Raw genomic sequence first — 23218 nt, 5'->3', positions numbered from 1 at the left:
CATGCCCAAGCCACTCCCCGATCGATTTCAAGACGACAGTATCAATGAATTCCGGTTGGCCGCCCGTCAGCGAGCGGCGGATGCGATCGTACTCCAGGCGTCGAACCGTCGGACAGCCGCCATCTATCTCTGGGGGTACGTCGCCGAGATGACGCTCAAGGCCGCCTTCTTCGATGTATCCGGTTTTGATAAAAACCAGCCCATTACGAAAAGCGACTTGAGGGCGGCTCTGAAGGGCAAGGGGTCTTTTCACCACCTGGGCAATTGGGCTCAGGCCCTGGTCGATCTTCGGTTCAGTTCGCCGCAACTCGCCTACCCTGACCCCGCCTTCGGCAGCATCGTGACCGCCAAGGCCTATTCCCTCTACAACATCTGGAGGGAATGGATCCGCTACCACAAGAACGTGGCCTATCCCCACGAGGTCGCTCTCGCTCGGCGAGAGGCCGAATGGCTCCTCTCCCATTCCCTGGAGTTGTGAGGACCGACCCGTCGACCCGTTTCGCAGAGCCCTCGCCCTTGCCGGGGGCCTTCGAAAATTGCTAAGATCGGGAAATTTTCCGGGCCGCGCCGCCTCGCGAGAACGTCCGAGGCCGAGCGCGGCCCGATGCGCGTCTCGTGCGTGCCTCGAAGGAGTATCCTCGCCCGTTTCCCACCCTCTGGCTGGAAGGTCGATCCTGATCGGGTGCCATGGCCACGCTTGCGTGGCCATGCGATCGGCGACGGATCCAGGCCAACCCACGCCGGTTCATGGTCACGCAAGCGTGGCCATGGCACCCCGAGCGAACCTCCGGTGGAAGCGAGCGAGCAAGCCTCCGACAAGATCCACGCGACGCGAAGCCGCCGGACGGTTCGACCGACCGCCCGGCCCGATCTGATTCCCCCCGACCCGAACGACGCGAGAGCGAGCGACCAGCCGTGCCCAAGCGAACCGACATCAACAAGATCCTGATCCTCGGCGCGGGGCCGATCGTCATCGGCCAGGCCTGTGAGTTCGACTATTCGGGGACGCAGGCGTGCAAGGCCCTGCGCGAGGAGGGGTACGAGGTCGTTCTGGTCAACTCGAACCCGGCCACGATCATGACCGACCCCGAGATGGCCGACCGGACGTATATCGAGCCGGTCCTCCCCGAGGTCGTCGAGCGGATCATCGCCGTTGAGAAGCCCGACGCCGTGCTGCCGACCCTCGGCGGTCAGACCGGGCTGAACGTCGGCATGGCCCTGGCCGAATCTGGCGTGCTCGCCCGCCACGGCTGCTTCCTGATCGGCGCCTCCGCCGAGGCCATCCGCAAGGCCGAGGACCGCGACCTCTTCAAGAAGGCCATGGACGAGATCGGCCTGGAGAGCGCCCGTTCCGGCCTGGCCGAGAGCCTCGACGACGCCCGCCGGATCCGCGACGAGATGGTCGGCCTGCCTTGCGTCCTGCGGCCCAGCTTCACCCTGGGGGGCTCCGGCGGCGGCATCGCCTACAACCGCGAAGAGTTCGACCGCATGGTCAACTACGCGCTGGAGATCAGCCCGACGCACTCCTGCCTGATCGAGGAATCCCTCATCGGCTGGAAGGAGTTCGAGATGGAGGTCATGCGCGACTCGGCGGACAACGCCGTGATCGTCTGCTCCATTGAGAACCTGGACCCGATGGGCGTCCACACCGGCGACAGCATCACCGTCGCCCCGGCCCAGACGCTCACCGACAAGGAATACCAGCGGATGCGCGACGCCTCGCTGGCCGTCCTCCGCAAGATCGGCGTGGACACCGGCGGGTCGAACGTCCAGTTCGCCATCAACCCCCGCGACGGCCGGATGGTGGTCATTGAGATGAACCCCCGCGTCAGCCGCTCCAGCGCCCTGGCGAGCAAGGCAACGGGCTTCCCGATCGCCAAGATCGCCGCCAAGCTGGCCGTGGGATACCGGCTCGACGAGATCCGCAACGACATCACCCGCGAGACCCCCGCCTGCTTCGAGCCGACGATCGACTACGTCGTCACCAAGGTCCCGCGCTGGGCGTTCGAGAAGTTCCCCGAGGCCAACGCCGTCCTCACGACCCAGATGAAGTCGGTCGGCGAGGTCATGGCGATCGGCCGGACGTTCAAGGAGTCGCTCCAGAAGGCGCTCCGGGGTTTGGAAGTGGGCCGGTTCGGCATCGGCTGCGACAAGAAGGACCTGTGGGGGACGCCCTCCCAGCCCAGCGAGGACGACATCATCGCCAAGCTGGCCACCCCCAACATCGACCGCCTCTGGTACCTCCGCTACGCGCTCCTCTCCGGGATGAGCGTCGAACGGGTCCACGAATTGACGAACGTCGACCCGTGGTTCCTGGCGAACATCGCCGAGCTTTGCGAAATCGAGGGCCGGCTCCGACAGGTCGAGTCGCTCGATGAGGCGTCCGACGAGCTGATCTTCGAGGCCAAGCAGGCCGGCTTCTCCGACCGGCAGCTCGCCAACCTCTGGCACTCGACCGAGAACGAGGTCCGCCGCGACCGTCGCCGCCGGGGGATCGACTCGGTCTTCAAGCTGGTCGACACCTGCGCCGCGGAGTTTGAGGCCGTCACGCCTTACTACTACTCGACCTACGAGCGCGAGGACGAGGCCCGCGTCGGCGACCGGCCCCGGGTCATGATTCTGGGCGGCGGGCCGAACCGGATCGGGCAGGGGATCGAGTTCGACTACTGCTGCTGCCAGGCGGCGTTCGCCCTCAAGGCCGACGGCTACGAGGTGGTGATGGTCAACTCCAACCCGGAGACCGTCAGCACCGACTACGACACGTCCGACCGCCTCTTCTTCGAGCCGCTGACCGTCGAGGACGTGCTTGACATCTGCGAGCGCGTGCAGCCGACGGGGGTGATCGTCCAGTTCGGCGGCCAGACCCCGCTGAACCTGGCCAAGGCGCTGGAGGCCGCCGGCGTGCCGATCATCGGCACCAGCCCGGACAACATCGACGTGGCCGAGGACCGCGAGCGGTTCCGCCAGGTCATCGAGCGGCTGGGCCTGAAGCAGCCCCCCAACGCATCGGCCACGCAGAACGAGGAGGCGCGGCGGATCGCCCAGCGGATCGGCTACCCGGTGGTCGTCCGGCCGAGCTTCGTGCTGGGCGGGCGGGCGATGGAGATCGTCTACGACGAGACCAGCCTCGACCGCTACATGACCGAGGCCGTGGAGGCCAGCCCGGACCGGCCGATCCTCATCGACAAGTTCCTGGAGGACGCCGTCGAGGTGGACGTCGACGCGGTCTCCGACGGCGAGCGGACGATCGTCGGCGGCGTGATGCAGCACATCGAGGAGGCCGGGATCCACTCCGGCGACAGCGCCTGCGTCATCCCGCCTTATTCGCTGCCGGCCGAGATCGTCGACCGCCTGAAGGCCCAGACCTACGCCCTGGCCGACGCCCTGGGCGTGCGCGGGCTGATGAACATCCAGTTCGCCGTGAAGGACGGCGAGGTCTACGTTCTGGAGGTCAACCCGCGGGCCTCGCGGACGGTGCCGTTCGTCTCCAAGGCGACCGGTCTGAACCTGGCGCAGGCGGCGGCCCGCGTGATGACCGGCAAGACGCTGGCCGAGCTGGGGATCACCGAGGAGCCGACGCCGAACTACGTCTCGGTGAAGGAGGCGGTCTTCCCGTTCGCCAAGTTCCCGGGCGTGGACATCGTGCTGGGCCCGGAGATGCGCTCCACGGGCGAGGTGATGGGAATCGCCGTCGACTTCCCCACGGCCTTCGCCAAGGCGCAGCTTGGCGCCAGCAGCCGGCTGCCGACCGAGGGTAACGTCTTCGTCAGCGTCGCCGCGAGGGACCGCAAGGGGATCGTCCCCATCGCGCGGAAGCTCGCCGAGATGGGCTACAAGCTGATGACCACCAGCGGCACCGGCGCCGCGCTGACGGCCGAGGGGATCGAGTTGGAGGTCGTCCGCAAGATCCAGGAAGGCCGGCCGAACCTGCTGGACCACCTGGCCAACGGCGCCATCGCCCTGATCATCAACACCCCCAGCGGCAAGGGCGCCCGCACCGACGAAGGCCGCATCCGCGCCAGCGCCGTCAGCCACGGCGTCCCCTGCATCACCACCCTCGCCGGCGCCAGGGCCGCCGTCGCCGCCATGGAACGCCTGCAAGGCGAAGCGTTTGACGTCTACGCGTTGCAGGACCTGCTGAAGAAGAAGGCCTGATTCGGGCCCACAACGGCCTTCCCCCCTCGCGGGGGAAGGTGGCCCGAAGGGCCGGATGAGGGGGGCGACACCAGGAGCTTATGGCTTATCTCGAGGACTGACCGATGCCGCTCAGCCCCGATCCTTCCAACGATCCCCTCACCCGCGCCCGGCGATTGCGCCGCGACATGACCCAGCCCGAGCGAGCCCTCTGGCGCGAGCTTCGAGACCTCCGCCGACTCGGCCTGAAGTTCCGCCGTCAGGTGCCGTTCGACCCGTACGTCGTCGACTTCTACGAGCCGGCCCGTCGCCTCGCGATCGAACTCGACGGCGAGAGCCACGTCGGCCGATTTGAATACGATGACGCTCGGCAAAAATGGCTGGAATCCCAGGGCCTCCACGTCCTACGGCTCGCGAACGACGACGTCGTGAAGGACGTCGGTGCGGTCGTCGAGGCGATCCTCGCGTATCGAGAGCGAATGGTATGAATCCCAAATCCGAGACCACAACGGCCTTCCCCCCTCGCGGGGGAAGGTGGCCCGAAGGGCCGGATGAGGGGGGCGCGACCAAAAGCCTGCGACGAACCCGAATGAGCCACCTTGAAGGTCGTGCAGGCGAGGGGCGGCTACAATTGGGGCAGCTGCCAGAGGAGGGATTATGCGTCTACCTCTCCACCGTGCTTGGGGTGACGAAACACCGATCGCCTGGTGGGAATGGCTTTTCACGCCGGTGGTCATGCTCGGCCTCTTCCTGTACGGCGTTTGGATCAGCCTTTACTTCGTCATCTACCCAGAACGTCAGGCTTTCGATTGGGATTTCGGGACGGAGCGGCAGAGGGAGGTCATGGATCGGTATCGACGCCAATCAAGCCGTGTGCCTGTCCGACAAAGGCTTGTTCGAGTCTTCACGCTGTATTGGGTTCGCTGTAGGTTGGCCAGGCAAATTCGACGACGATCATCGGCATGATTCCGTCCAGGCAGCTACGGATCAAGACTCTCATAAGCCGTTCATGAAATGGTCCCGAAGCTTTTGGTAGCGTCCCCCTCATCCGGCCCTTCGGGCCACCTTCCCCCGCGAGGGGGGAAGGCCGTTATGGCCCCAGACTGACGCGCCGTCAGCCACTGCCGCACTCAATGCCATGGATCTATGATGATGCTTCTTCACGGCACCGAGTATTATTGCGTGGTCCCTCCTTACGGGTTGGAATTCCGCGACATGGACTCATGGCTCTCCCTCTGGAGCGAATCTTTTCCGGGGACGCATCGTTTCTGGAGCGGGTTCGCCGGGGGTGGGGTCTTGGCGATCCCTCTGGAAATGTCTAGAGATGAGCGATTTGACCGACTGGGTGGTGAAGGCGTACTCCCTCGCAGACGCTCCTTCCGTCGCAATCCAATTTACGGGACCGTCCTGGGCAACGAGGCCGGTGAATACCTCAATCAATCCGTAAGCTGCGCCATTCCTGACAGTCCGCCCGCATTCGCGGTCAGGCTGGGGCTGGCCGAGTTTGTCCCAGAGATGACGGTCGCGGTGACCGCCGAACATGCGGGCAGCCTCGGCGACGATCGCCGGTTGTTGATCGTCCCCAAGGCGGATCGCCGCCGTCCCCTGAAGCTGATGGAACGGCTCCCTGAGTGGTTCGCGACGTTCGGCGTATCGCTTGATGCGAACGCCGCCCAAGCGCCGGAGCCGCTGCAGGCCGAAATCCAGGACTGGTTCGGCGATCGGACCCGGCCCATGTTCGCCCTGCCGATGAGCGGCGGCGAGCCGAACGCCGCATGGCAATTGGCCGTGGCCTGTTATGTCGGGCTGTACTGGGAGACTCAGGCGAAAGGGCTCGACTCGATCCACTTCGTGGCGAGCATCGACGGCGGGCCGAACTTCCGAAAGAACTGGACGTCGAACCGATAGAGTCGTCTGGCTTCTCCGGCTCGCGTTCGCGTGGGAGAATGGGTCCTGGCGAAGGCCAGGAGAGCGTTGCGGTCGATTCGGATTCGAGGGTGAATCTCGAAAACCCGACGCCGATCCCCCCTCATCCGGCCGCTTTGCGGCCACCTTCCCCCGCGAGGGGGGAAGGCCGTTACGGTCTCGGATCGGGGCACCCCATGAGCGATGCGACGACGCCCGCCGTGAACATGGACGCACATGAGAGCCCGATCTCGCTCATCCTCCGGCGGATCTGGCGGCGGCTGGGGCCGTTGACGACGTATTCGGTGGCGTTCTCGCTGATCGAGGCGGCGGTGCTGGCGCCGACGGCGGCGGGGGTGTTGCGGCTGGCGTTGCAGTCGTGGGGGCGGTGCTCGGTCGGCAACTTCGAGATCGTCGCGTTCTTCCTGTCGCCGGTGGGGCTGGCGGGGCTGGCGCTCCTGACGGCCTTGCAGCTCACGACGTTCCACCTGCGGACGGCCGGCGTGATGGGGGTGCTCGCGGGCGACGGCCCCGGCGTCTGGCACGCGTTCGACGCCGCCAAGCGACTGCCGGCCGTGCTCAAGGTCGACCTCCTTCAAGCCGTGCTGTACCTGATCCTGGGGATCCCTTTCGCGGCGACGGGGGCCCTGGCCTACAGGTGGCTCTGGGGTCCGCACGACCTCAACCGGCTCGTGGTCGATCGCCCCCGCGAATTCTGGGAGGGAGTGATCGTCGTCGGCGCGATCGCGCTGGTGTATGCGGGGCTCGCCGTCTGGCTCTACCTGCGATGGCTGTTCGCCGTGCAGGCCGTGATGTTCGAGGAGGCCCGGCTCCCCTGGACGGCGCTCCGGGCCAGCGCGGCGAGGACCTCGGGAAGGCTGCGCCGGCTGGCCGTGATCGTGCTCGGCGGGGGCGCGGCGACGATCGGCGGCTGGTTCGCGCTCTCGGCCGGGCTGAGCGTGCTCAACGGTTACATCCTCGACCACGTCGGCCACGGGCCGAGGACGGCGGTGGCGGCGACGACCGGGCTGCTGGCGTTCGACGGTCTGGCGCTCGCCGCATTCTCGGCGACGGCCTCCGCGATCCTGGCGGCGCTCGGCATGGCGGAATACCGCCGGGCCGGCGGGGCGATCCGCGAGACGGTCGTCTCCGAACCGAAGGCCCGATGGTGGACCACGGCCGCGTTCGCCCTCTCCGCCGCCGCGCTCGTCCCCGCCGCCCTCACGGCCGACGCCCTCATGGACGATATCCCCGTCGTCGAGCGCGTCGAGATCACCGCCCACCGCGCGGGCGCCTTCCACGGCCCGGAGAACTCCGTCGCCGCCCTGCGAGTCGCCGCCCAGGCCGGCGCGGAGTGGGCCGAGATCGACGTCCAGCAGACCAGGGACGGCCACCTCGTCATCGCCCACGACGACGACCTGATCCGCATCGCCGGCTCGCCGCTGAGGATCACCGATTCGACCCTCGAACAGCTCCGAGCGGTCGACATCGGCACCCCCTTCGATCCCAAGTTCGCCGGCGAGCGGATCGCCACGTTGGAGGAGTTCCTGGAGGCGTCCCACAACCTGCCGATTCGCCTGAACATCGAGCTGAAGGCCAAGAACGACGCCGAGGCCGTCGCGCTGGTGGAGCCGGTCGTCGAGGCCGTCCGCAAGGCCCAGGAAGTCAAGCGCGTGCACATCTGCGGCCAGTCCGTCCCCGCGCTGGCGAAGATGCGGAAGGTCGCCCCCGACATCGACGTCGGCTTCATCTCCGGCGCCGTGATCGGCGACCCCACGCGGCTGGACGTGGAGTTCCTGATGATGGAGGCCCGCCTGGCCACTCGCACGTTCGTCGACCGCGCCCGACGCCGAGGCAAGGCCGTCCACGCCTGGACCGTCAACAGCGCCGACCGCGTCCCGTCCCTCGTCGACGACGGCGTCCTCAACATCATCACCGACGACGTCCTCGCCATCCGCGCCCGCCTCGACGAGATCGCCCAGCTCGACCCGCTCGAACGGATCATCCTCCGCGTGAGGCACGCCCTGGCGCGGCGTTAGCATCCGGAACGAACTCACACACCCAACCTACCGGAACCGACCCGTAGCCTCGCCGCGCCCCTTGACATCGATTATCGATAATATACGATTCGTCGTCGGAGGGAGAGACGGCCATGGGCTACGAACGAAGCTGCCTGAGCGACCACATCCGGCGCGAGCTGGCGAGGCGGATCCTGGACGGGACGCTGCAGCCGGGGGAGCGGTTGGTGGAGTTGAAGATCGCGGCGGAGTTCGAATCGAGCCAGACGCCGGTGCGCGAGGCGCTCCGGGAGTTGGAGTCGCTGAGGCTCGTGGAGTCGTCGCCCTACAAGGGGACGCGAGTCCGCGACGTCGGCGAGCGCGAGACGGCCGAGGCTTACGCCGTGCGCGGGGCCCTGGAACGGCTGGCCGCCGAGTCCGCCGCGCCCAGGGTCACGGGCTGCGATCTGAAGGAGTTGCGGGAGTCGGTTCGCGAGATGGTCGCCGCGGCTCGCAAAGACGACCGCGAGGGCTACGCCCGCCACGACCTGGCCTTCCACCGGGCGATCGTCCGGGCGGCGAACAACGGGACGCTCATGCAGGTCTGGGAGTCGCTGGCCTTCGAGACCCGCACGCGGATCACGGTCGCCCGCCGCAACCTCGACTGGCCGGCGATCGCCGCATGGCACGACCAGGTCGTCGACGCTCTGGAAAAGGGTGACGGCGCGACCGCCGGCCGGCTCCTGGAAGAGCACGCGCGGTCGTTCATCGAGGCCCCCGTCGAAGTCGAGCCCGCGAAGCCGACAGTCGAGAAGAAGCCGAGGCCCAACCCGAAGAAGGCGTGACGGCCGACCGGGGATTTCGAGTAGAGGGATTCATCATGTCAACACGCGATCGCAGCGTCGTGGTCGCCGGGGCGCAGGGGGTGATCGGCCGGGCCGCGGCGGAGCACTTCGCGAGGCAGGCGGGGACGACGGTCTACGGGCTCTCGCGACGGCCGGTGGACCTGCCCGGCGTCCGGCCGATCTCGGTCGACCTGCTCGATCCAGCGGACGTCCGCGACAAGCTCGGCAGCCTCTCGGACGCCACCCACCTGGTCTTCGGCGCGTACGTGGAGAAGCCGACCGCCGCCGAGAAGAGCGCGGTGAACTCCGCCCTGCTGAACAACCTGCTGGACGTGCTGGAGCCGACAGCTCCCGGCCTCCGCCACGTCACGCTGTATCAGGGGGGTAAGGCGTACGGGGCCGACCTCGGCCCGTTCAAAACGCCGGCCCGCGAGGACGACCCTCGGCTGATGCCGCCCAATTTCTACTACGACCAGGAAGACATCCTCCGGCGTCGGAGCGAGGGGAAGGCGTGGTCCTGGACGGCCCTCCGCCCGGAGGCCGTCTGCGGCTTCGCCGTGGGGAACCCGATGAACCTGGCGATGGTGATCGCCGTCTACGCCACACTGTCCAGGGAGTTGGGGCTGCCGCTGCGGTTCCCCGGCCCGTTGGGGGCGTATCGAGCCCTCTACCAGGTCAGCTCGGCCGACATCCTGGCGAGCGCAGCCGATTGGGCCGGGACGACCCCGCAGGCCCGCGGCGAGATCTACAACATCACCAACGGCGATTATTTCCGCTGGGAAAACCTCTGGCCGCGGATCGCCCGGATGTTCGACATGGACGTCGCCCCGCCGGTCCCCTTCAAGCTGGCCGAATACATGGCCGACAAGAACCCGCTCTGGGATGACACCGTCAAGAAGTACGGCCTGGAGCCGATCCCCTATGAACAGGTCGCGTCGTGGGCCTTCGGCGACTTCATCTTCCACTCCGAGTTCGACAACATCACCAGCACGATCAAGGCCCGCCGCCACGGCTTCCACGACTGCATCGACACCGAGGATATGTTCGGCGAGTTCTTCGACAAACTCCGCGCGGCGCGGGTGATCCCGCCGCTCGCGCGGCCCCGATCCTGAAGACGTTTTGGTTGACTGATCATCAAGAAACCCGAGGATGAACGCATCATGGAATATCGACGTCTCGGCGCGTCCGGCTTCCGGGTCCCGGCCCTGACCTTCGGCACGGGGACCTTCGGCGGCAACACGGAGATGTTCAAGGCCTGGGGCGAGACCGACGTCGCCGAGGCCAGGCGGCTGATCGACGTCTGCCTCGACGCCGGCCTCAACATGTTCGACTCGGCCGACGTTTACTCGAAGGGCGCGGCGGAGGAGATCCTCGGCCAGGCGATCGAGGGCAAGCGCGACCAGGTCTTGATCTCCACCAAGGCGACGTTCCGCCGCGGGACCGGCCCCAACGACGTCGGCTCGTCGCGGTTCCACCTGATCGACACGATCCACAAGGCGCTCAAGCGGCTGAAGACCGATTACATCGACCTCTTCCAGCTCCACGCCTACGACGCCGAGACCCCGCACGAGGAGGTCCTCAGCACGCTCGACCAGCTCGTCCGCGAGGGAAAGATCCGCTACGTCGGCTGCTCCAACTTCTCGGGCTGGCACCTGATGAAGGCGCTCGCCACGTCCGACAAGTACGGCTGGCCGCGGTACATCGCCCACCAGGCGTATTACTCGCTGATCGGCCGCGACTATGAGCATGAGCTGATGCCGCTCGGCCTGGAAGAAGGCGTCGGCGCGGTGGTCTGGAGCCCGCTGGGCTGGGGGCGTCTCACGGGCAAGATCCGCCGCGGCCAACCCAGGCCCGCCGTCAGCCGACTGAACACCAAGGCGGCCGTCGACGCCGGCCCGCAGGTCGAGGACGAGTACCTCTACAAGGTCGTCGACGCCCTCGACGAGGTCGCCGCCGAGACCGGGAAGTCCGTCCCGCAGGTCGCCCTCAACTGGCTCCTCCAGCGCCCGAGCGTCGCCACCGTCGTCATCGGCGCCCGCAACGAGGAGCAGCTCAAGCAGAACCTCGGCGCCGTCGGCTGGAACCTCACCGCCGAGCAGGTCGCCAAGCTCGACGCCGCCAGCGCCCAGCCGTTGCCGTACCCGTACTGGCACCAGAAGGCCGCCTTCACCGAGCGGAACCCGTTCCCGGTGTCGGTCTGAGACGAGACGCAGGATGAAAACGGCCTTCCCCCCTCGCGGGGGAAGGTGGCCGCGAAGCGGCCGGATGAGGGGGGATCGGCTCGGTGCCAAAACCGAACCGTCGGACGCGAATCCGACGCCGGTCGCCCCCTCATCTGATCGCTTCGCGATCTGTCTTCCCCCGCGAGGGGGGAAGACCGTCATGGTCCCGGATCAGGAAAATTGCAGCAGCGCTGGCATTTCCGAGATCCGATTCACCTCGGCAGCACCTGACCCGGCAGCAGTTCGGGAGTGCCGGGGATGGGCCCGGGGTTCTTCATCTGGCGGCGGACGTCGGCCAGGGCGGGGGAGACGTCGAAGTCGTCGAGGTTGAAGTTGTAGCGCTGGGTGATGCCGGCGCCGCTGTAGCGCAGGAAGGTGACGTTCAGGATCACGTCGCGCTGGTTGTGCTGCGGGAGGAGTCGCGTCTGGGTGTACTGCAGGGCGCCCAGCAGCGCCAGGATCGTCATCGCCGCGAACGCCCGGCGCTCGCCGGCGAGGGTCCGGAAGCCGATCGCCGCGCCCAGGTAGAGCAGGGGGAGGAACGGAAAGATCAGCCCCGCGTTGCCGGCGAAGATCAGGAACGAGAACGCCCACGACGGCCCGACCCAGAGCGTCGCCAGCAGAAGTTCACGCCAGTTGGAAGGCCGCAGCACTTTCGCCAGGCCGACCACGAACGGCGGGATCGCCAGGATCGAGCCCCAGGCCAGGAACAGGCCGTACTTCACCATGTTGCGCAAAAGGCCCTCGAACAGGCCGCGGCCGAACAGGGAGAAGCCCGCCTTGTCCCCCTCGTGCTTGGCCTCGACGCGGCCCAGGTAGACGTCGACGCCCCCCAGGATCCAGGCGGTGCCGAAGAACCAGCAGCAGCAGCAGGCCGCCACGATCGCGCCGCCGATCAGCCACTGCCGGATTGACGCCCGGCCCAGCAGCAGCGAGCCCGCCCAGAGCGGCCCGCCGAAGGCCAGCAGGTCGGGGCGGAGGATCGTCCCGATCCCGAGCGCGAGGCTCACGCCGATCAGGTCGCCCGTGCGGCCCTCACGCTGATAGCGGAGGCCGAACCAGCCGATCGCCGGCAGCACGGCCAGCCAGACGGGGTAGCTGGCGATCGCCCCGCCGTGCCACCAGACCATCGGATTGCACGTCATCGCCAGCGCGGCGGCTGCGGCCAGCGGTCGGGAAACCACCAGCGTCCCGAACAGATAGGCGAACGCCGCCCCCACGATCGTCAGGCCGACGTTCACCGCCAGAAAGGCCGTCACCGGCTCGGCCCAGAAGGCGTTCGCCAGCTTGCCCAGCAGGACGTAGCCGATGTTGCCGGGCATCGGCACGTTGAAGCTGGCGTCCAGCTTCAGGGCGTTGACGTAGAGCGGCCCGTCCTTCCCCATGAAGTCGAACGTGTCGAAGTACGGCGCCCGGCCGGCGATCACCACCAGGGCCAGCGCCAGGATCGCCGCGACGTCGAACCGCCGCGCGGCGCGGGCGTCGGCGTCGTCAAGAGCTGCGGGCGCCGCGAGGTCCAGTCGCCTCGCCGCGAGTCCGTCCATGTCGGCCGAGGTCGTCGAGCTCATCCGTGGCTCCTTCGGGGTGTCGTGCTTCGGGGTCGGTTCAGAATCTGTTTCGGGAGGAGTGCCTGAACAGTTTGCTCATGGGTTGCAGACTGGCTAAGTGCCTGGCGGCCGGTGGTCCGGGCGGCCCGCCCGGACGTCTTCAATCCCAGGCTTGCGACGCCCGGGCGGGCCGCCCGGGCCACCCTCTCAACCGAGGCTTGCGACTACGTTCCCCCGGCTGAAAACGGGGAACCGGCAACCGAGAACTCCTTGGCGGTCTTCCCCCTCATCTGATCGCTTCGCGATCTGTCTTCCCCCTCCAGGGGGGAAGACGCCGGACAGTCCGCTCAGCGAGCGAGAGCCGTGGAAACGTCGGGCGAGGTCAACACGTGGAAATATTTCCAATCTTCGCGTTCGACGTAGCCGGCCTGGCGGGCGAGCGAGAGCAGGTAGTCGTTTTCGGGTTCTGCGACGATCACGCGGAAGTAGCGGGAGAGCACCTGGCCTGCAACGCCGTCGCCCTTCAAAAGGCCCCGCTGGGCGGCTGGGCGATGGAAGAACGGCTCGTCGTCGAAGTTGTAAACGGGGAACGGCAGGCCGAGCGTCAGCCCGGAGAGGGCCGGCTGGCAGTAGACCGGGCCGTCGGCCTTCTGAAGCAAGCCCCGGGCCCGGTCCAGTTCCGCCCGGCGACCGACGTCGAAGCGGTCGTGGACCAGGTCGAACCTCGACGGCGCGACGACCCGGACGACGTCCTGCGCGGTCGCCCCCAGCCCGGCCGCGGCGACCGCCGCCAGCGCCCAGACGTGGCCGCGCTCGGCGACGACCTCCACCAGCCGACGCCCCAGCACGACGGCCAGCAGACCGGCCACGGCGTTGAACTCGAAGAAGTAGTTCATGGCCGAGCCGTTGCGATAGCAGGCGGCCAGGCCCCCCATCAGGGTCGTCCCGGCGCAGCAGGCCAGGGCGGCCTTCTCGTCGGCCCGCAGCCAGGACGCGCCCCGGAGGCCCGCCAGGGCCAGGGCCGCAATGGTCAGCGGCAGGATCCCCTTGATCGCCAGGTGGATCGAGAGGTTCGTGATGTTGTGGAAGTCGAACCCCGCCAGCGAGACCGCAAACATCGTGTTGTAGCGGTAATCCGGCCCCAGCAGGAGGTTCACGCCGGCGACCGTCGCGACCAGTGGCGCCGCGACCGCCGCCGCGAACCGCCAACGCCGCATGACCAGGGCCGACAGCATCAGCCCCCCCCAGGTCAGGATGCACGACTGTTTGAACGTCCATGCGACGGCCAGCGTCGCGCCCGCCGCCAGCCCGGCGAGGATCTCGCGACGGGGGCCGATCGCCAGGGCCAGCGTCAGGCCGACCGCGGCGAACGCCGCCCCGCCGATGTCCGGGCGGATCGAGACGACCCACCAACCGGGCAGCCCCCCGAACCACGTCGCCAGCGCCGCCAGGACCATCGTCGGGGCGACCCAGGGTGAGTCGAGCCGGGGATCGCGGCGACGGAGGTCGATCAGGCCGTAGGCGAGCGCCGCCCCCAGGCCCATCGCGGCCAGAGCCAGCGTGAACAGGCGAGCCCCGCGCGCCAGGTCCTCGGCGTCTGACCCCAGGGTCGAAACCGCCCAGGCGTAAGCCTTGTAGAAGCCGATGTTGTGCATCGCCAGCGGATAGAACGGCGGCTCGACGGGATGATCGTACAGCGGCAGCCCGCGCTGAAGCTTCATCACGTTGAGAAGCTGAACCGATTCGCCGCTGGTCGTGGTGTCGAGAAAGCCCAGCGGGCCGACGACCGTCGCGACGCGAAGCCCGAGCACGCCCAAAGACGCCGCGGCCGGGATCAGGAAGAGCAGCATCGCCAAAACGCGACGCCATTGCCGACTTCGACTCGCATCCATGATCGAGTCCCCATCCATGATGTCATAACCTGGGTGTCCATTCCGGCGGCGATCCTACCGAATTCGGGCCGATCCCGCAACCGCCTGCGCTTTCGGGAAAACATTGACGATTTGGTCGTACTATCAGGATAGAGACAGTCGCCCGGGGAAGGCTCTTTGACAATCCGGTGGGATCGGGACAGGCCTGACAGCGGGCAAAGGCGCATCGTCCGATGCGCGTTTTCTCGCCGATCGAAGCCAATTCTCCGGACCGATGTTTCGATGTTTAAATCGATACTGCTTGCGATGTTGCGACAGACGGCTTCGATCATCGACCGTTGCGAAGGAAGCCGATTGGCGGAGTTGACACAAGTCCCCTCTCCCCCCGGGAGCGGGCAGCCGCGCAGCGGCCGGTGAGGGTTGGCGGATTTCGGATCGAGCGTCGCGGAGGGGCAGTCAAACGGTCTTCCCCCTCTCGCGGGAAGACAGACCGCGAAGCGGTCAGATGAGGGGGACGACCGGCTTCGGATCCAGGTCCAAAGCACGACTTTCAAAGCGACGCTGATCCCCCCTCATCCGGCCCTTCGGGCCAATACTGTTCGGCACGGGAATTGAGCTTCAGAAGAAGCGATGGAAACCTCCCTTCTCCCCTGGTGGGAGAAGGTGGCCGAAGGCCGGATGAGGGGGATCCCAACGTCCGCCGACGGTTATGACCCCCCTCATCCGCCCCTACGGGGCACCTTCTCCCACCAGGGGAGAAGGGAGGCAATCGCCTCCGATGGCTTATATGCAAGTCGTGCCGAACAGTATTGGCCCGGAGGGCCACCTTCCCCCGCGAGGGGGGAAGGCCGTTATGGTCCGGATCGCGACCCGAGATCCCCTGCGAAATCGGATGACCCTCACCCGGCGAGATGCGGCCGTTCAACCGACGGCGCTCAGGACTTCACCAACTCCTGGAACCGACCGTGGGCGTCGTCCCAGGCGGCGGAGGAGCGGGGCTCGTAGACGGTGACGGGGAACGAGCGGGCGACGATGGAGCGGAGTTCGGCCAGCGAGCCGATGCGGCCTCGACCCAGGGCCTGCATCAGGATGTTGCCGATGGCGGTGGCCTCCACGGGGCCGGCGTGGACGGGTCGGCCGCAGGCGTCGGCGGCGAACTGGCAGAGCAGCGTGTTGTTGGAGCCGCCGCCGACGATGTGGATCGTCTTGATCTTCGTCTTGCAGATCGACTCCAGCCGCTCGATCGTCCAGCGGTACTTCAACGCCAGGCTTTCCAGGCAGGTGCGGATCACGGCCCCTTCGGACTCCGGCGCGGGCTGGCCGGTCTTCTGGCAGTAGGCGACGATCCGCGCGGGCATGTCGCCGTGCGAGAGGAACGACGGGTCGTCCGGGTCGATCAGCGCGCCGAACGCCGGCGAGGCCGAGGCCATCGACATGAGCTGCGGATAGCTCAGCTCGTTGCCGGCCCGGGCCCAGGTCCGGCGCGATTCCTGCACCAGCCAGAGCCCCATGATGTTCTTCAGCAGGCGGGTCGTCCCCAGGACGCCCCCCTCGTTGGTGAAGTTGTAGCGGTAGGTTTCCTCATTGATGACGGGCTGGGGGACCTCGACGCCCAGCAGCGACCAGGTGCCGGAGCTGAGGTAGCACCAGTCGGGCGGGAGGTCCGTGCCGACGGTCTTGCTGGCGGTCGGCACGGCGACCACGGCGCTGGCGGTGTCGTGGGTCGGCGGGGCGATCACCGTCACGGGCTTCGCCAGGCCGACTTCCTCGGCCACCGAGGCGCGGAGCGGGCCCAGCTCGCTGCCGGGCTCGATCAGCTCGGGGAGGATCGACGCCGGCAGCCCCAGCGCGTTGCAGATCTCGTCCGACCACCGGCCGGTGCGGGGGTCCAGAAGCTGGGTCGTGGAGGAGTCGGTGCGCTCGGCCCTGCGGACGCCCGTCAGCAGCCAGCCGAGGACGTCCGGGACCATCAGCATGGTCTCGGCCACGTCCAGCAAGGGCGAGCCGGATTCCTTGAGGGCCAGCAGTTGATAGACGGTATTGAACGGCAGGAACTGGAGACCGGTGATCTCGTAGATCCGCTCCTTGGCGATCTTCGCGAAGGCGGCGTCCATCATGCCGTTGGTGCGGGGGTCGCGGTAGTGGACGGGGTTGCCCAGCAGGGTGTCGTTGCGGCCGATCAGGCCGAAGTCGACGCCCCAGGTGTCCACGCCGACGGCGTCGAGCGAGGCCTTGGACGCAACCGTCTTGCGGATCGCGTCCTTCATCTCGTCGAAGAGGCGGGGGAGGTCCCAGTAGAGGGTGTCGAGCATCCGGACGGGGCCGTTGGGGAACCGATGGATCTCCTCCAACCCCAGCCGATCGCCGTCGAACCGGCCGAGCATCCCCCGCCCACTCTCAGCGCCCAGGTCGAGCGCCAGATAGTCCGTCGTCTTCGCCATCGCGTCGCCTCTTCAAGATCCTGGACGGAAGCCCGGACGCCCAGTCGCACGACCCCAGGCCGAAGGTTCCGCCGCCTCGCAGAGAGACGATGATAAGGCCTGCGTCTCAGCCCCTCAAGCGACCGACGACGCCGACTCGTTGATCCGCCCCCTTGCCTCGGCCTCTCGCGACGGTCATGCTGCGACTCTTTCATATGAAGGATCCAGGCGGGGAGTTACGCTCGTGGAACTGGAAACCGAAGACGCGACGCAGGTCCCGGCGAAGGCCTGGGGGGTGACGTTCGCCGGAACGGCGGTGAATCTCTGCCTGGGGATTCTCTACGCCTGGAGCATCTGGAAGGGGAAACTCGTAGGGGACAAGGCCCACCCGCCGGGCTCGGCGATGGCCGCCCCCAACGAGGGCTGGACGTACCTGACGGACGCCCAGGCGACCTCGGCGTACGCGGTCTGCGGGATGATCTTCGCCCTGATGATGATCCCCGGCGGGCGCATTCAGGACCGCTGGGGGCCTCGCACCGGGGCGACGCTCGGCGGGCTCTGCCTGGCGGCCGGGTGCCTGCTGGCGGGGGCGATGAAGTCGTACGTCGGGCTCCTGCTGGGGTTCGGCGTGCTGGGGGGGATCGGGATGGGCTTCGGCTACGCGGCGGCGACCCCCGCGGCCGTGAAGTGGTTCGGCCCGCATCGCCGGGGGCTGGTGGCCGGAATCGTGGTGGCCGGGTACGGAGCGGCGGCCATCTACATCGCTCCGCTGGCCAAGTCGATGATCGCCCACCACGGGATCTCCGGGAGCTTCTACGGGCTCGGCCTGCTGTTCGCGGCGGTCGTCGTGGTGGCCTCGAGCTTCCTGGTCTTCCCGCCGGCCGGCTACGTCCCGCCGCCGCCGAAAGGGCCCGTGAGGGCCAAGGCCGCGACCAACACCGCCGACTGGTCCGTGAGCGAGATGCTCCAGACCTGGCAGTTCTACGCGTTGGTCTTCATGTTCATCGGTGCGGCGCAGTCGGGCCTGCTGGTGATCGCCAACGCCGCCCCCTTGCTGAACGCGACGGCCGGCGGGCTGGCCTTCTTCGCGGCCAACGCCTGGCTGCTGGCCTCATACGGCGGGCTGGTGAACGCCTCGGGACGGGTGGGAACGGGGTTCTACTCGGACGTGATCGGCCGGTCGAACGCCTACCTGATCAACGCGGTGGTCTCAGCGACCTGCCTGTTCCTGATGCCCCGGATCATCGCCTCCGGCAGCGTGCCGATGCTCTTCCTGGCCGTGGGCGTGGCCTACTGGCAGTACGGCGGGGCCCTCGCCCTGATGCCGGCCTTCACCGCCGACTTCTTCGGCCCCAAGAACCTCGGCACCAACTACGGCTTCGTCTTCCTGGGCTGGGGGATCGCCTTCTTCGTCCCGCAGCTCGCCGGAATCCTCAAGGACGCCACCGGCGGCCTCGACGCCGCCTTCACCCTCTCCGGCCTCCTGCTGCTCGCCGCGGCGATCCTCAGCCTCTTCCTGAGGAGACCCGAGCGGCCGACGACGGCAGGCGAGGTGTGAGGAGCCTTTGCATCAACCGAGTTCGGACCATGACGGCCTTCCCCCCTCGCGGGGGAAGGTGGCCCGAAGGGCCGGATGAGGGGGCGACCGGCGTGGGATTGATCGTCCGATCATCGACCGCGGAGCCGACGCCGGTCGTCCCCCTCATCTGACCGCTTCGCGGTCTGTCTTCCCCCGCGAGGGGGGAAGACCGTTTCTGCCCCCTTTGGAAAAGAAACACTCCCCCCAGAAAGGCGCTTCTCGACCGAAGGCGGCCGTCATTACAATGACGCGTTCATGCTTCGATGGTGCGAGGTCTCCGGGGGTTGGTGCGTGCCCATCCCCGGCGTGACGCCCCCGTGGTCCGCTGTGGCGCGAGGTGACGATGGACGCCGACCGCGACCTCCTGTTCAGCTTGTTGGCGTTCCAGACCGGGGCGATCGACGCGGATCAGTTCTCTGAAACCTGCGCCGACACCGACCCCGGCGCCCCCGCCGGCGGGAAGCCGCCCCGCTTGCAGGGCGAGGCCGACACCCTGGCCCAGGGGGGAACGCTCACCGACGAGCAGAAGTCGGAGCTGCAGCGAGACGTCGAGGATCTGGTCGCCCGTCACGGCGGCGACGCCCGCGCGGCGCTGGCCGCGACGCTCGACGAACGCTCTCGCGAAGTGCTGCGGCGGGCCGCCCCGGGAACGCTCGCGGCGACGGAAAAGGGGACCGAGGACGGGACCATCGGCGTCGACGCGCCGATCGCCCGGGTCCTGATCTCCTCCCACCCCGAAACCCACGAAGGCGAAGGCCGAGACCCTCGCTACACGCTCACCCACCTGCACGCCAAGGGGGGGATGGGCCAGGTCTGGAGGGCCCACGACGCCGCCCTCAACCGCGACATCGCCCTGAAGGAGCTGCGGCCGGAATCCGCCGGCGACGCCATCGTCTGGTCCCGGTTCCTCTACGAGGCCAAGGTCACCGCCCGGCTGGAGCACCCCGGCGTCGTCCCCGTCTACGAGATGGCCGGCGGCGAGGCCCCGTACTACACGATGCGGTTCGTCAAGGGCCGCACCCTCAACGAGGCCGTCCGCGCCTTCCACAAGGACCGAGCCGCCGGGCGCGTCGACGACGTCGAGCGGGTCAAGCTCCTCTCGGCGTTCGTGTCCGTCTGCAACGCCGTCGCCTACGCGCACTCGCGGGGGATCATCCACCGCGACCTCAAGGGCCAGAACATCGTCCTGGGCGACTACGGCGAGGTCATCGTCCTCGACTGGGGCCTCGCCAAGCAGATCGGCGAGGACACGCTCGCCGATCCCGACGCGCTCCCGATCACGATCACCCCCGCCGCCGACTCCGAGGCCTCCACCTTCGGCGCCGGCGACCAGGCCACCCAGGCCCTCGACCCCGAAGCGCCGGCCCGCGCCGACCTCGCCGACACCCTCGCCGGCCCGCCGACCATCCCGCCCGAGGCCGAGGCCACCATCCCCCCGGGCGTCGATCCGTCGAAGGGGTCCGGGAGTTCGGCTTCCGGATCCGGATCGGGGTCGGGATCGGGGCTGGGAAGCTCGTCGCCGTCTCGGGCGAAGGGGAAGGAGTCGGGCGCGGGGCCGGACGGGACCATGCAGGGGCAGCTTCTGGGGACGCCGGCCTACATGGCGCCGGAGCAGGCCAGGGGCCTCCACGAACAGGTCGACTTCCGGACCGACGTCTACGGCCTGGGCGCCATCCTGTACGAGATGCTGACCGGCCAGCCGCCGTTCCTGGGCAGGAAGACCCCCGAGATCCTCCGCAAGGTGGTGCAGGACGCTCCCGCGCCGCCGCGTTCGATCGTGGCCGACGCGCCGATGGACCTCCAGGCGGTCTGCCTGAAGGCGCTGGCCAAGAACCGGGAGGATCGCTACCAGACCGCCGCCGACCTGGCGAAGGACGTGCAGCGGCATCTGGCCGACGAGCCGGTGACCGCCTACTCCGAGCCCTGGACCCGTCGCGCCTCGCGATGGGCGCGCAAGCACCGGTCGACGGTCGCGGCCGCGGCGGGGCTGCTGGCCGCGACGGCGGCGGCCTCGGGCGTGGGGGCGCTCGTCGTCAACCACTGGCGGGGAGTAGCCGAGGACCAGGAGCGGATCGCCCGGACGACGGTCAACGACATGTACGGCCGCCTCGGCGAAGGCTGGCTGGAAGACCGACTCGACCCGATCCAGAAGGACTTCCTGGAGAAGACGATCGCCTACTACGAAGGCCAGACCGGCCTGACCTCGAACGACCCGGCCGTTCAGTTGGAACACGGCGAGATGCTCCGCCGGATGGGGAACGTCTACGCCAAGTTCGGCCGTCGCGAGGACGCCGAGAAGACCTACGCCCGCGCCCTGGCCTTGCTCCAGCCGCTGGCCGTTTCGCGTCGCGAGGATCCCGAGGTCCGCCGCACCCTGGCCTCGACCGCCACGCGATACGCCGAGGCCCTCTTCCGCGACGACCGCCTCGACGAGGCCGTCCCGCGGTTCGCCGAGGCCGAGCAACTGATGCGCGCCGCCGCCACCGCCGACTTCGCCTCCGTCGACGATCGCCGGACCCTCGCCCGGACCCTCCGCTGGAAGGGCCAGGCCCTCCGTCGCAAGGGGGACCTCGCCGCCGCCGGCCCCGCCTACGCCGAAGCCCGCGACCTGCTGGAGAAAGCCCGCGAAGCCGCCCCCGACTCGCCCGAGGTCCTCGGCGAGCTCGCCCAGGCCGAGGACTTCCTTGCCCGCCAGTTTCGCGAGACCGGCGACAAGGCCACCGCCGAGGCCGCCTCACGCCGCGGCTACGATCTGCTCGACAAGCTCGTCGCCCAGTACCCGACGATCCCCCGCTATCGCGAGGGCCTCTTCAACGCCGCCAACGAGCTGGGGGCCTTCGCCTACGACCGCGGCGGCCTGGAAGAAGCCGCGACCTTCTGGGGACGCGCCTGGCGCGAAGCCTCGCGACTGACCGAGGACTTCCCCGACCGCCCCGAGTACACCGTCCACCTCGCCGCCGCCTCCACCAACTACGGCGGCGTCCTCGTCGACCTCGACCGGATCCGCGAGGCCGAGCCGATCCTCAAGAAGGCCGTTGAGATCGACGAAGCCGCGCTCGCCAAGACCCCCGACGACACCCTCGTCCGCTTCCACCTGGCCAAGTGCCACGGCAACCTCGGCTACCTGAACATGAAGCGCAACCGCGCCGCCGACGCCGTGGTCGAGCTGGAGAAGGCCCGCGACCTCAACGCCGTGCTCGTCAAGGACCTCCCCGACGTCCCCCGATACGCGCACCTGCAGGCGACCTACCTGCAACGTCTGGCGGAGGCGCTCGACGGCTCCGGCAAGACTGGCGGCGGACCGGCCCTTCGCGAGGCCCTCGCGCTGCTGGAAGGGGTGACGGCGAAGCATCCGGACAACGTCCCGTACACGCTGGATCTCGCCCGCTGCTTGATCTCGCTGGGGAACCGCAAGCTCTACACGTCCAAGCCCGACGACGCCGCCAAGGACTTTCAGGCCGCCGTCGACCGCCTGCTGCCGCTGATCCCCAAGCAGGGCGAGCCCTCGATCACGGTCCTCCGCCAGGCGTCCATCGCCCTGAGCAACGTCGGCAACGCACTCCAGCAGGCCAAGAAGGACGGCGAGGCGCCGATCCGCCAGGCCATCGACATTTCCCAGAGCCTGGCCCGTCGCGACCCTCCCGCGCCGGCGGACGTGCAGTCGCTGTCGGTCGCCCGCGCCACGCTGGCCGAGACGCTGCTGGATCGCGACCCGGCCTCGAAGGAGGCCCGCGACCTGCTCGACCAGGCCGTCGAGGCGATGCACAAGCTGACCGAGGCGACTCCGACGGACGCCCTGCGCCATTTCTTCCTGGGCTCGATGGCCGGCACCCGCGCGAAGACCCGGAGCAAGCCCGAAGACGCGAAGCCCGACCGCGTGCTGGCTCTCGCCCAGGGAAGGCAGGCCTCGGAGCTGGCCGGCGGCAAGAATCCCACCTACCGCTTGCTGCTGGTCGACTCGCTCAACGAGCTGGCCAGCCTCGAGGTGCAGCTCGGCGGCTACGAGGCGGCCCGGAAGCTGGCGATGGAGATCCCCCGCCGATCCGATCCCCTCGCCCCCGGCTGCATCGCGGGCGCCCGCGTGCTGGTGAAGCTCGCCGCCGCCGCCCGCAAGGACGACCGGCTCGCCGCCGCCTCCCGCGACGAGACCGAGCGCGAGGCCCTCTCCAACGCCGTCCTCCTCCTCCGCGAGGCGATCGACGCCGACCCGACCCTCGACGCCGAGGTCCGCAAAGACCCCGACTTCCAGGACGTCCTCAACCGAGCCGAACTCAAGTTCATCCTGGGACGACTCGCCGAACCGGTCGCCGTCCGGCAGTGATGTCCGTCAATACGCCTTTCTTTCCCAGGAAGGCAGCCCGCGCAGCGGCGTGTGAGAGTTGGTGGATTTTAGAGGGCACGACGGACGAAATCCGGGACCATAACGGCCTTCCCCCCTTGAGGGGGAAGGTGCCCCGAAGGGGCGGATGAGGGGCGGAGATCCAGGAACTTCTGGACCCGAAGCGTATCTGGAAATCCGCCGCCGGTCGTCCCCCTCAACTAACCGCTGCGCGGTCTGTCTTCCCCCTCCAGGGGGGAAGACGTCCTCGACCCCTTGCTATGCGTACGAGCCCGACGACCCTCACCCGGCCCTTCGGGCCAATACTGTTCGGCACGAGGTTTTCTTTACGCGGGCGCGTGCGGGGTGGGGGATTTGTT

The 23218-nt window shown here is 68.3% G+C and carries 13 protein-coding genes; 10 read left to right on the top strand and 3 right to left on the bottom strand.

Going from position 1 to position 23218, the window contains the following annotated elements; all coding sequences use genetic code 11:
- The first annotated feature begins 1 nt into the window (after window position 1).
- From G5C50_RS29355 to G5C50_RS29320, 8 genes are all read left to right on the top strand, one after another.
- Window positions 2-478: a hypothetical protein gene (locus G5C50_RS29355; protein WP_165074895.1), complete on the top strand. Its 477-nt coding sequence runs from the start codon at window positions 2-4 to the stop codon at window positions 476-478.
- Window positions 479-915: 437 nt separating this feature from the next.
- Window positions 916-4155: a carbamoyl-phosphate synthase large subunit gene (gene carB, locus G5C50_RS29350; RefSeq protein ID WP_165074893.1), complete on the top strand. Its 3240-nt coding sequence runs from the start codon at window positions 916-918 to the stop codon at window positions 4153-4155.
- A 104-nt stretch (window positions 4156-4259) separates the two neighbouring features.
- Window positions 4260-4622: an endonuclease domain-containing protein gene (locus G5C50_RS29345; protein WP_165074891.1), complete on the top strand. Its 363-nt coding sequence runs from the start codon at window positions 4260-4262 to the stop codon at window positions 4620-4622.
- Between the two features lie 1027 nt (window positions 4623-5649).
- Window positions 5650-6042, top strand: coding sequence for a hypothetical protein (locus tag G5C50_RS29340; RefSeq protein WP_165074889.1), 393 nt, complete (start codon window positions 5650-5652; stop codon window positions 6040-6042).
- Between the two features lie 194 nt (window positions 6043-6236).
- Window positions 6237-8078, top strand: coding sequence for a glycerophosphodiester phosphodiesterase family protein (locus G5C50_RS29335; protein WP_165074887.1), 1842 nt, complete (start codon window positions 6237-6239; stop codon window positions 8076-8078).
- 113 nt (window positions 8079-8191) lie between these two features.
- Window positions 8192-8881 (top strand): GntR family transcriptional regulator, encoded by a 690-nt coding sequence (locus G5C50_RS29330; RefSeq protein WP_165074884.1) that lies wholly within the window; start codon window positions 8192-8194, stop codon window positions 8879-8881.
- A 35-nt stretch (window positions 8882-8916) separates the two neighbouring features.
- A complete protein-coding gene (locus G5C50_RS29325) occupies window positions 8917-9993 on the top strand; it encodes an SDR family oxidoreductase (protein WP_165074882.1) in 1077 nt (358 codons plus the stop codon).
- A 48-nt stretch (window positions 9994-10041) separates the two neighbouring features.
- A complete protein-coding gene (locus tag G5C50_RS29320; RefSeq protein WP_165074880.1) occupies window positions 10042-11082 on the top strand; it encodes an aldo/keto reductase in 1041 nt (346 codons plus the stop codon).
- Window positions 11083-11315: 233 nt separating this feature from the next.
- On the opposite strand, the gene G5C50_RS29315 is transcribed toward G5C50_RS29320, so the two are convergent.
- The 3 genes from G5C50_RS29315 to G5C50_RS29305 all read right to left on the bottom strand — a co-directional run bounded on the left by G5C50_RS29315 (window position 11316) and on the right by G5C50_RS29305 (window position 16962).
- Window positions 11316-12671, bottom strand: coding sequence for a hypothetical protein (locus G5C50_RS29315; RefSeq protein WP_165074878.1), 1356 nt, complete (start codon window positions 12669-12671; stop codon window positions 11316-11318).
- Between the two features lie 326 nt (window positions 12672-12997).
- Window positions 12998-14542 carry a hypothetical protein gene (locus tag G5C50_RS29310; RefSeq protein ID WP_165074876.1) on the bottom strand — a complete coding sequence of 515 codons (1545 nt, stop codon included), beginning with the start codon at window positions 14540-14542 and terminating at the stop codon, window positions 12998-13000.
- Between the two features lie 914 nt (window positions 14543-15456).
- Complete coding sequence (locus tag G5C50_RS29305; RefSeq protein WP_165074874.1) at window positions 15457-16962, bottom strand: rhamnulokinase; 1506 nt, start codon at window positions 16960-16962, stop codon at window positions 15457-15459.
- 223 nt (window positions 16963-17185) lie between these two features.
- On the opposite strand from G5C50_RS29305, the gene G5C50_RS29300 reads away from it, so the two are divergent.
- Both G5C50_RS29300 and G5C50_RS29295 read left to right on the top strand, forming a co-directional pair.
- Complete coding sequence (locus tag G5C50_RS29300) at window positions 17186-18499, top strand: L-lactate MFS transporter (RefSeq protein ID WP_206107910.1); 1314 nt, start codon at window positions 17186-17188, stop codon at window positions 18497-18499.
- 364 nt (window positions 18500-18863) lie between these two features.
- Entirely contained in the window at window positions 18864-22841 is a 3978-nt protein-coding gene (locus G5C50_RS29295) for a serine/threonine-protein kinase (protein WP_165074872.1), read from the top strand.
- The last annotated feature ends 377 nt before the right edge of the window (window positions 22842-23218 follow it).

Origin of the sequence: Paludisphaera rhizosphaerae, from assembly GCF_011065895.1 — a bacterium.
Lineage (GTDB): Bacteria > Planctomycetota > Planctomycetia > Isosphaerales > Isosphaeraceae > Paludisphaera > Paludisphaera rhizosphaerae.
Note: the sequence above shows the minus strand (reverse complement) of the source record. Positions and strands in the feature narration are given on the sequence as shown.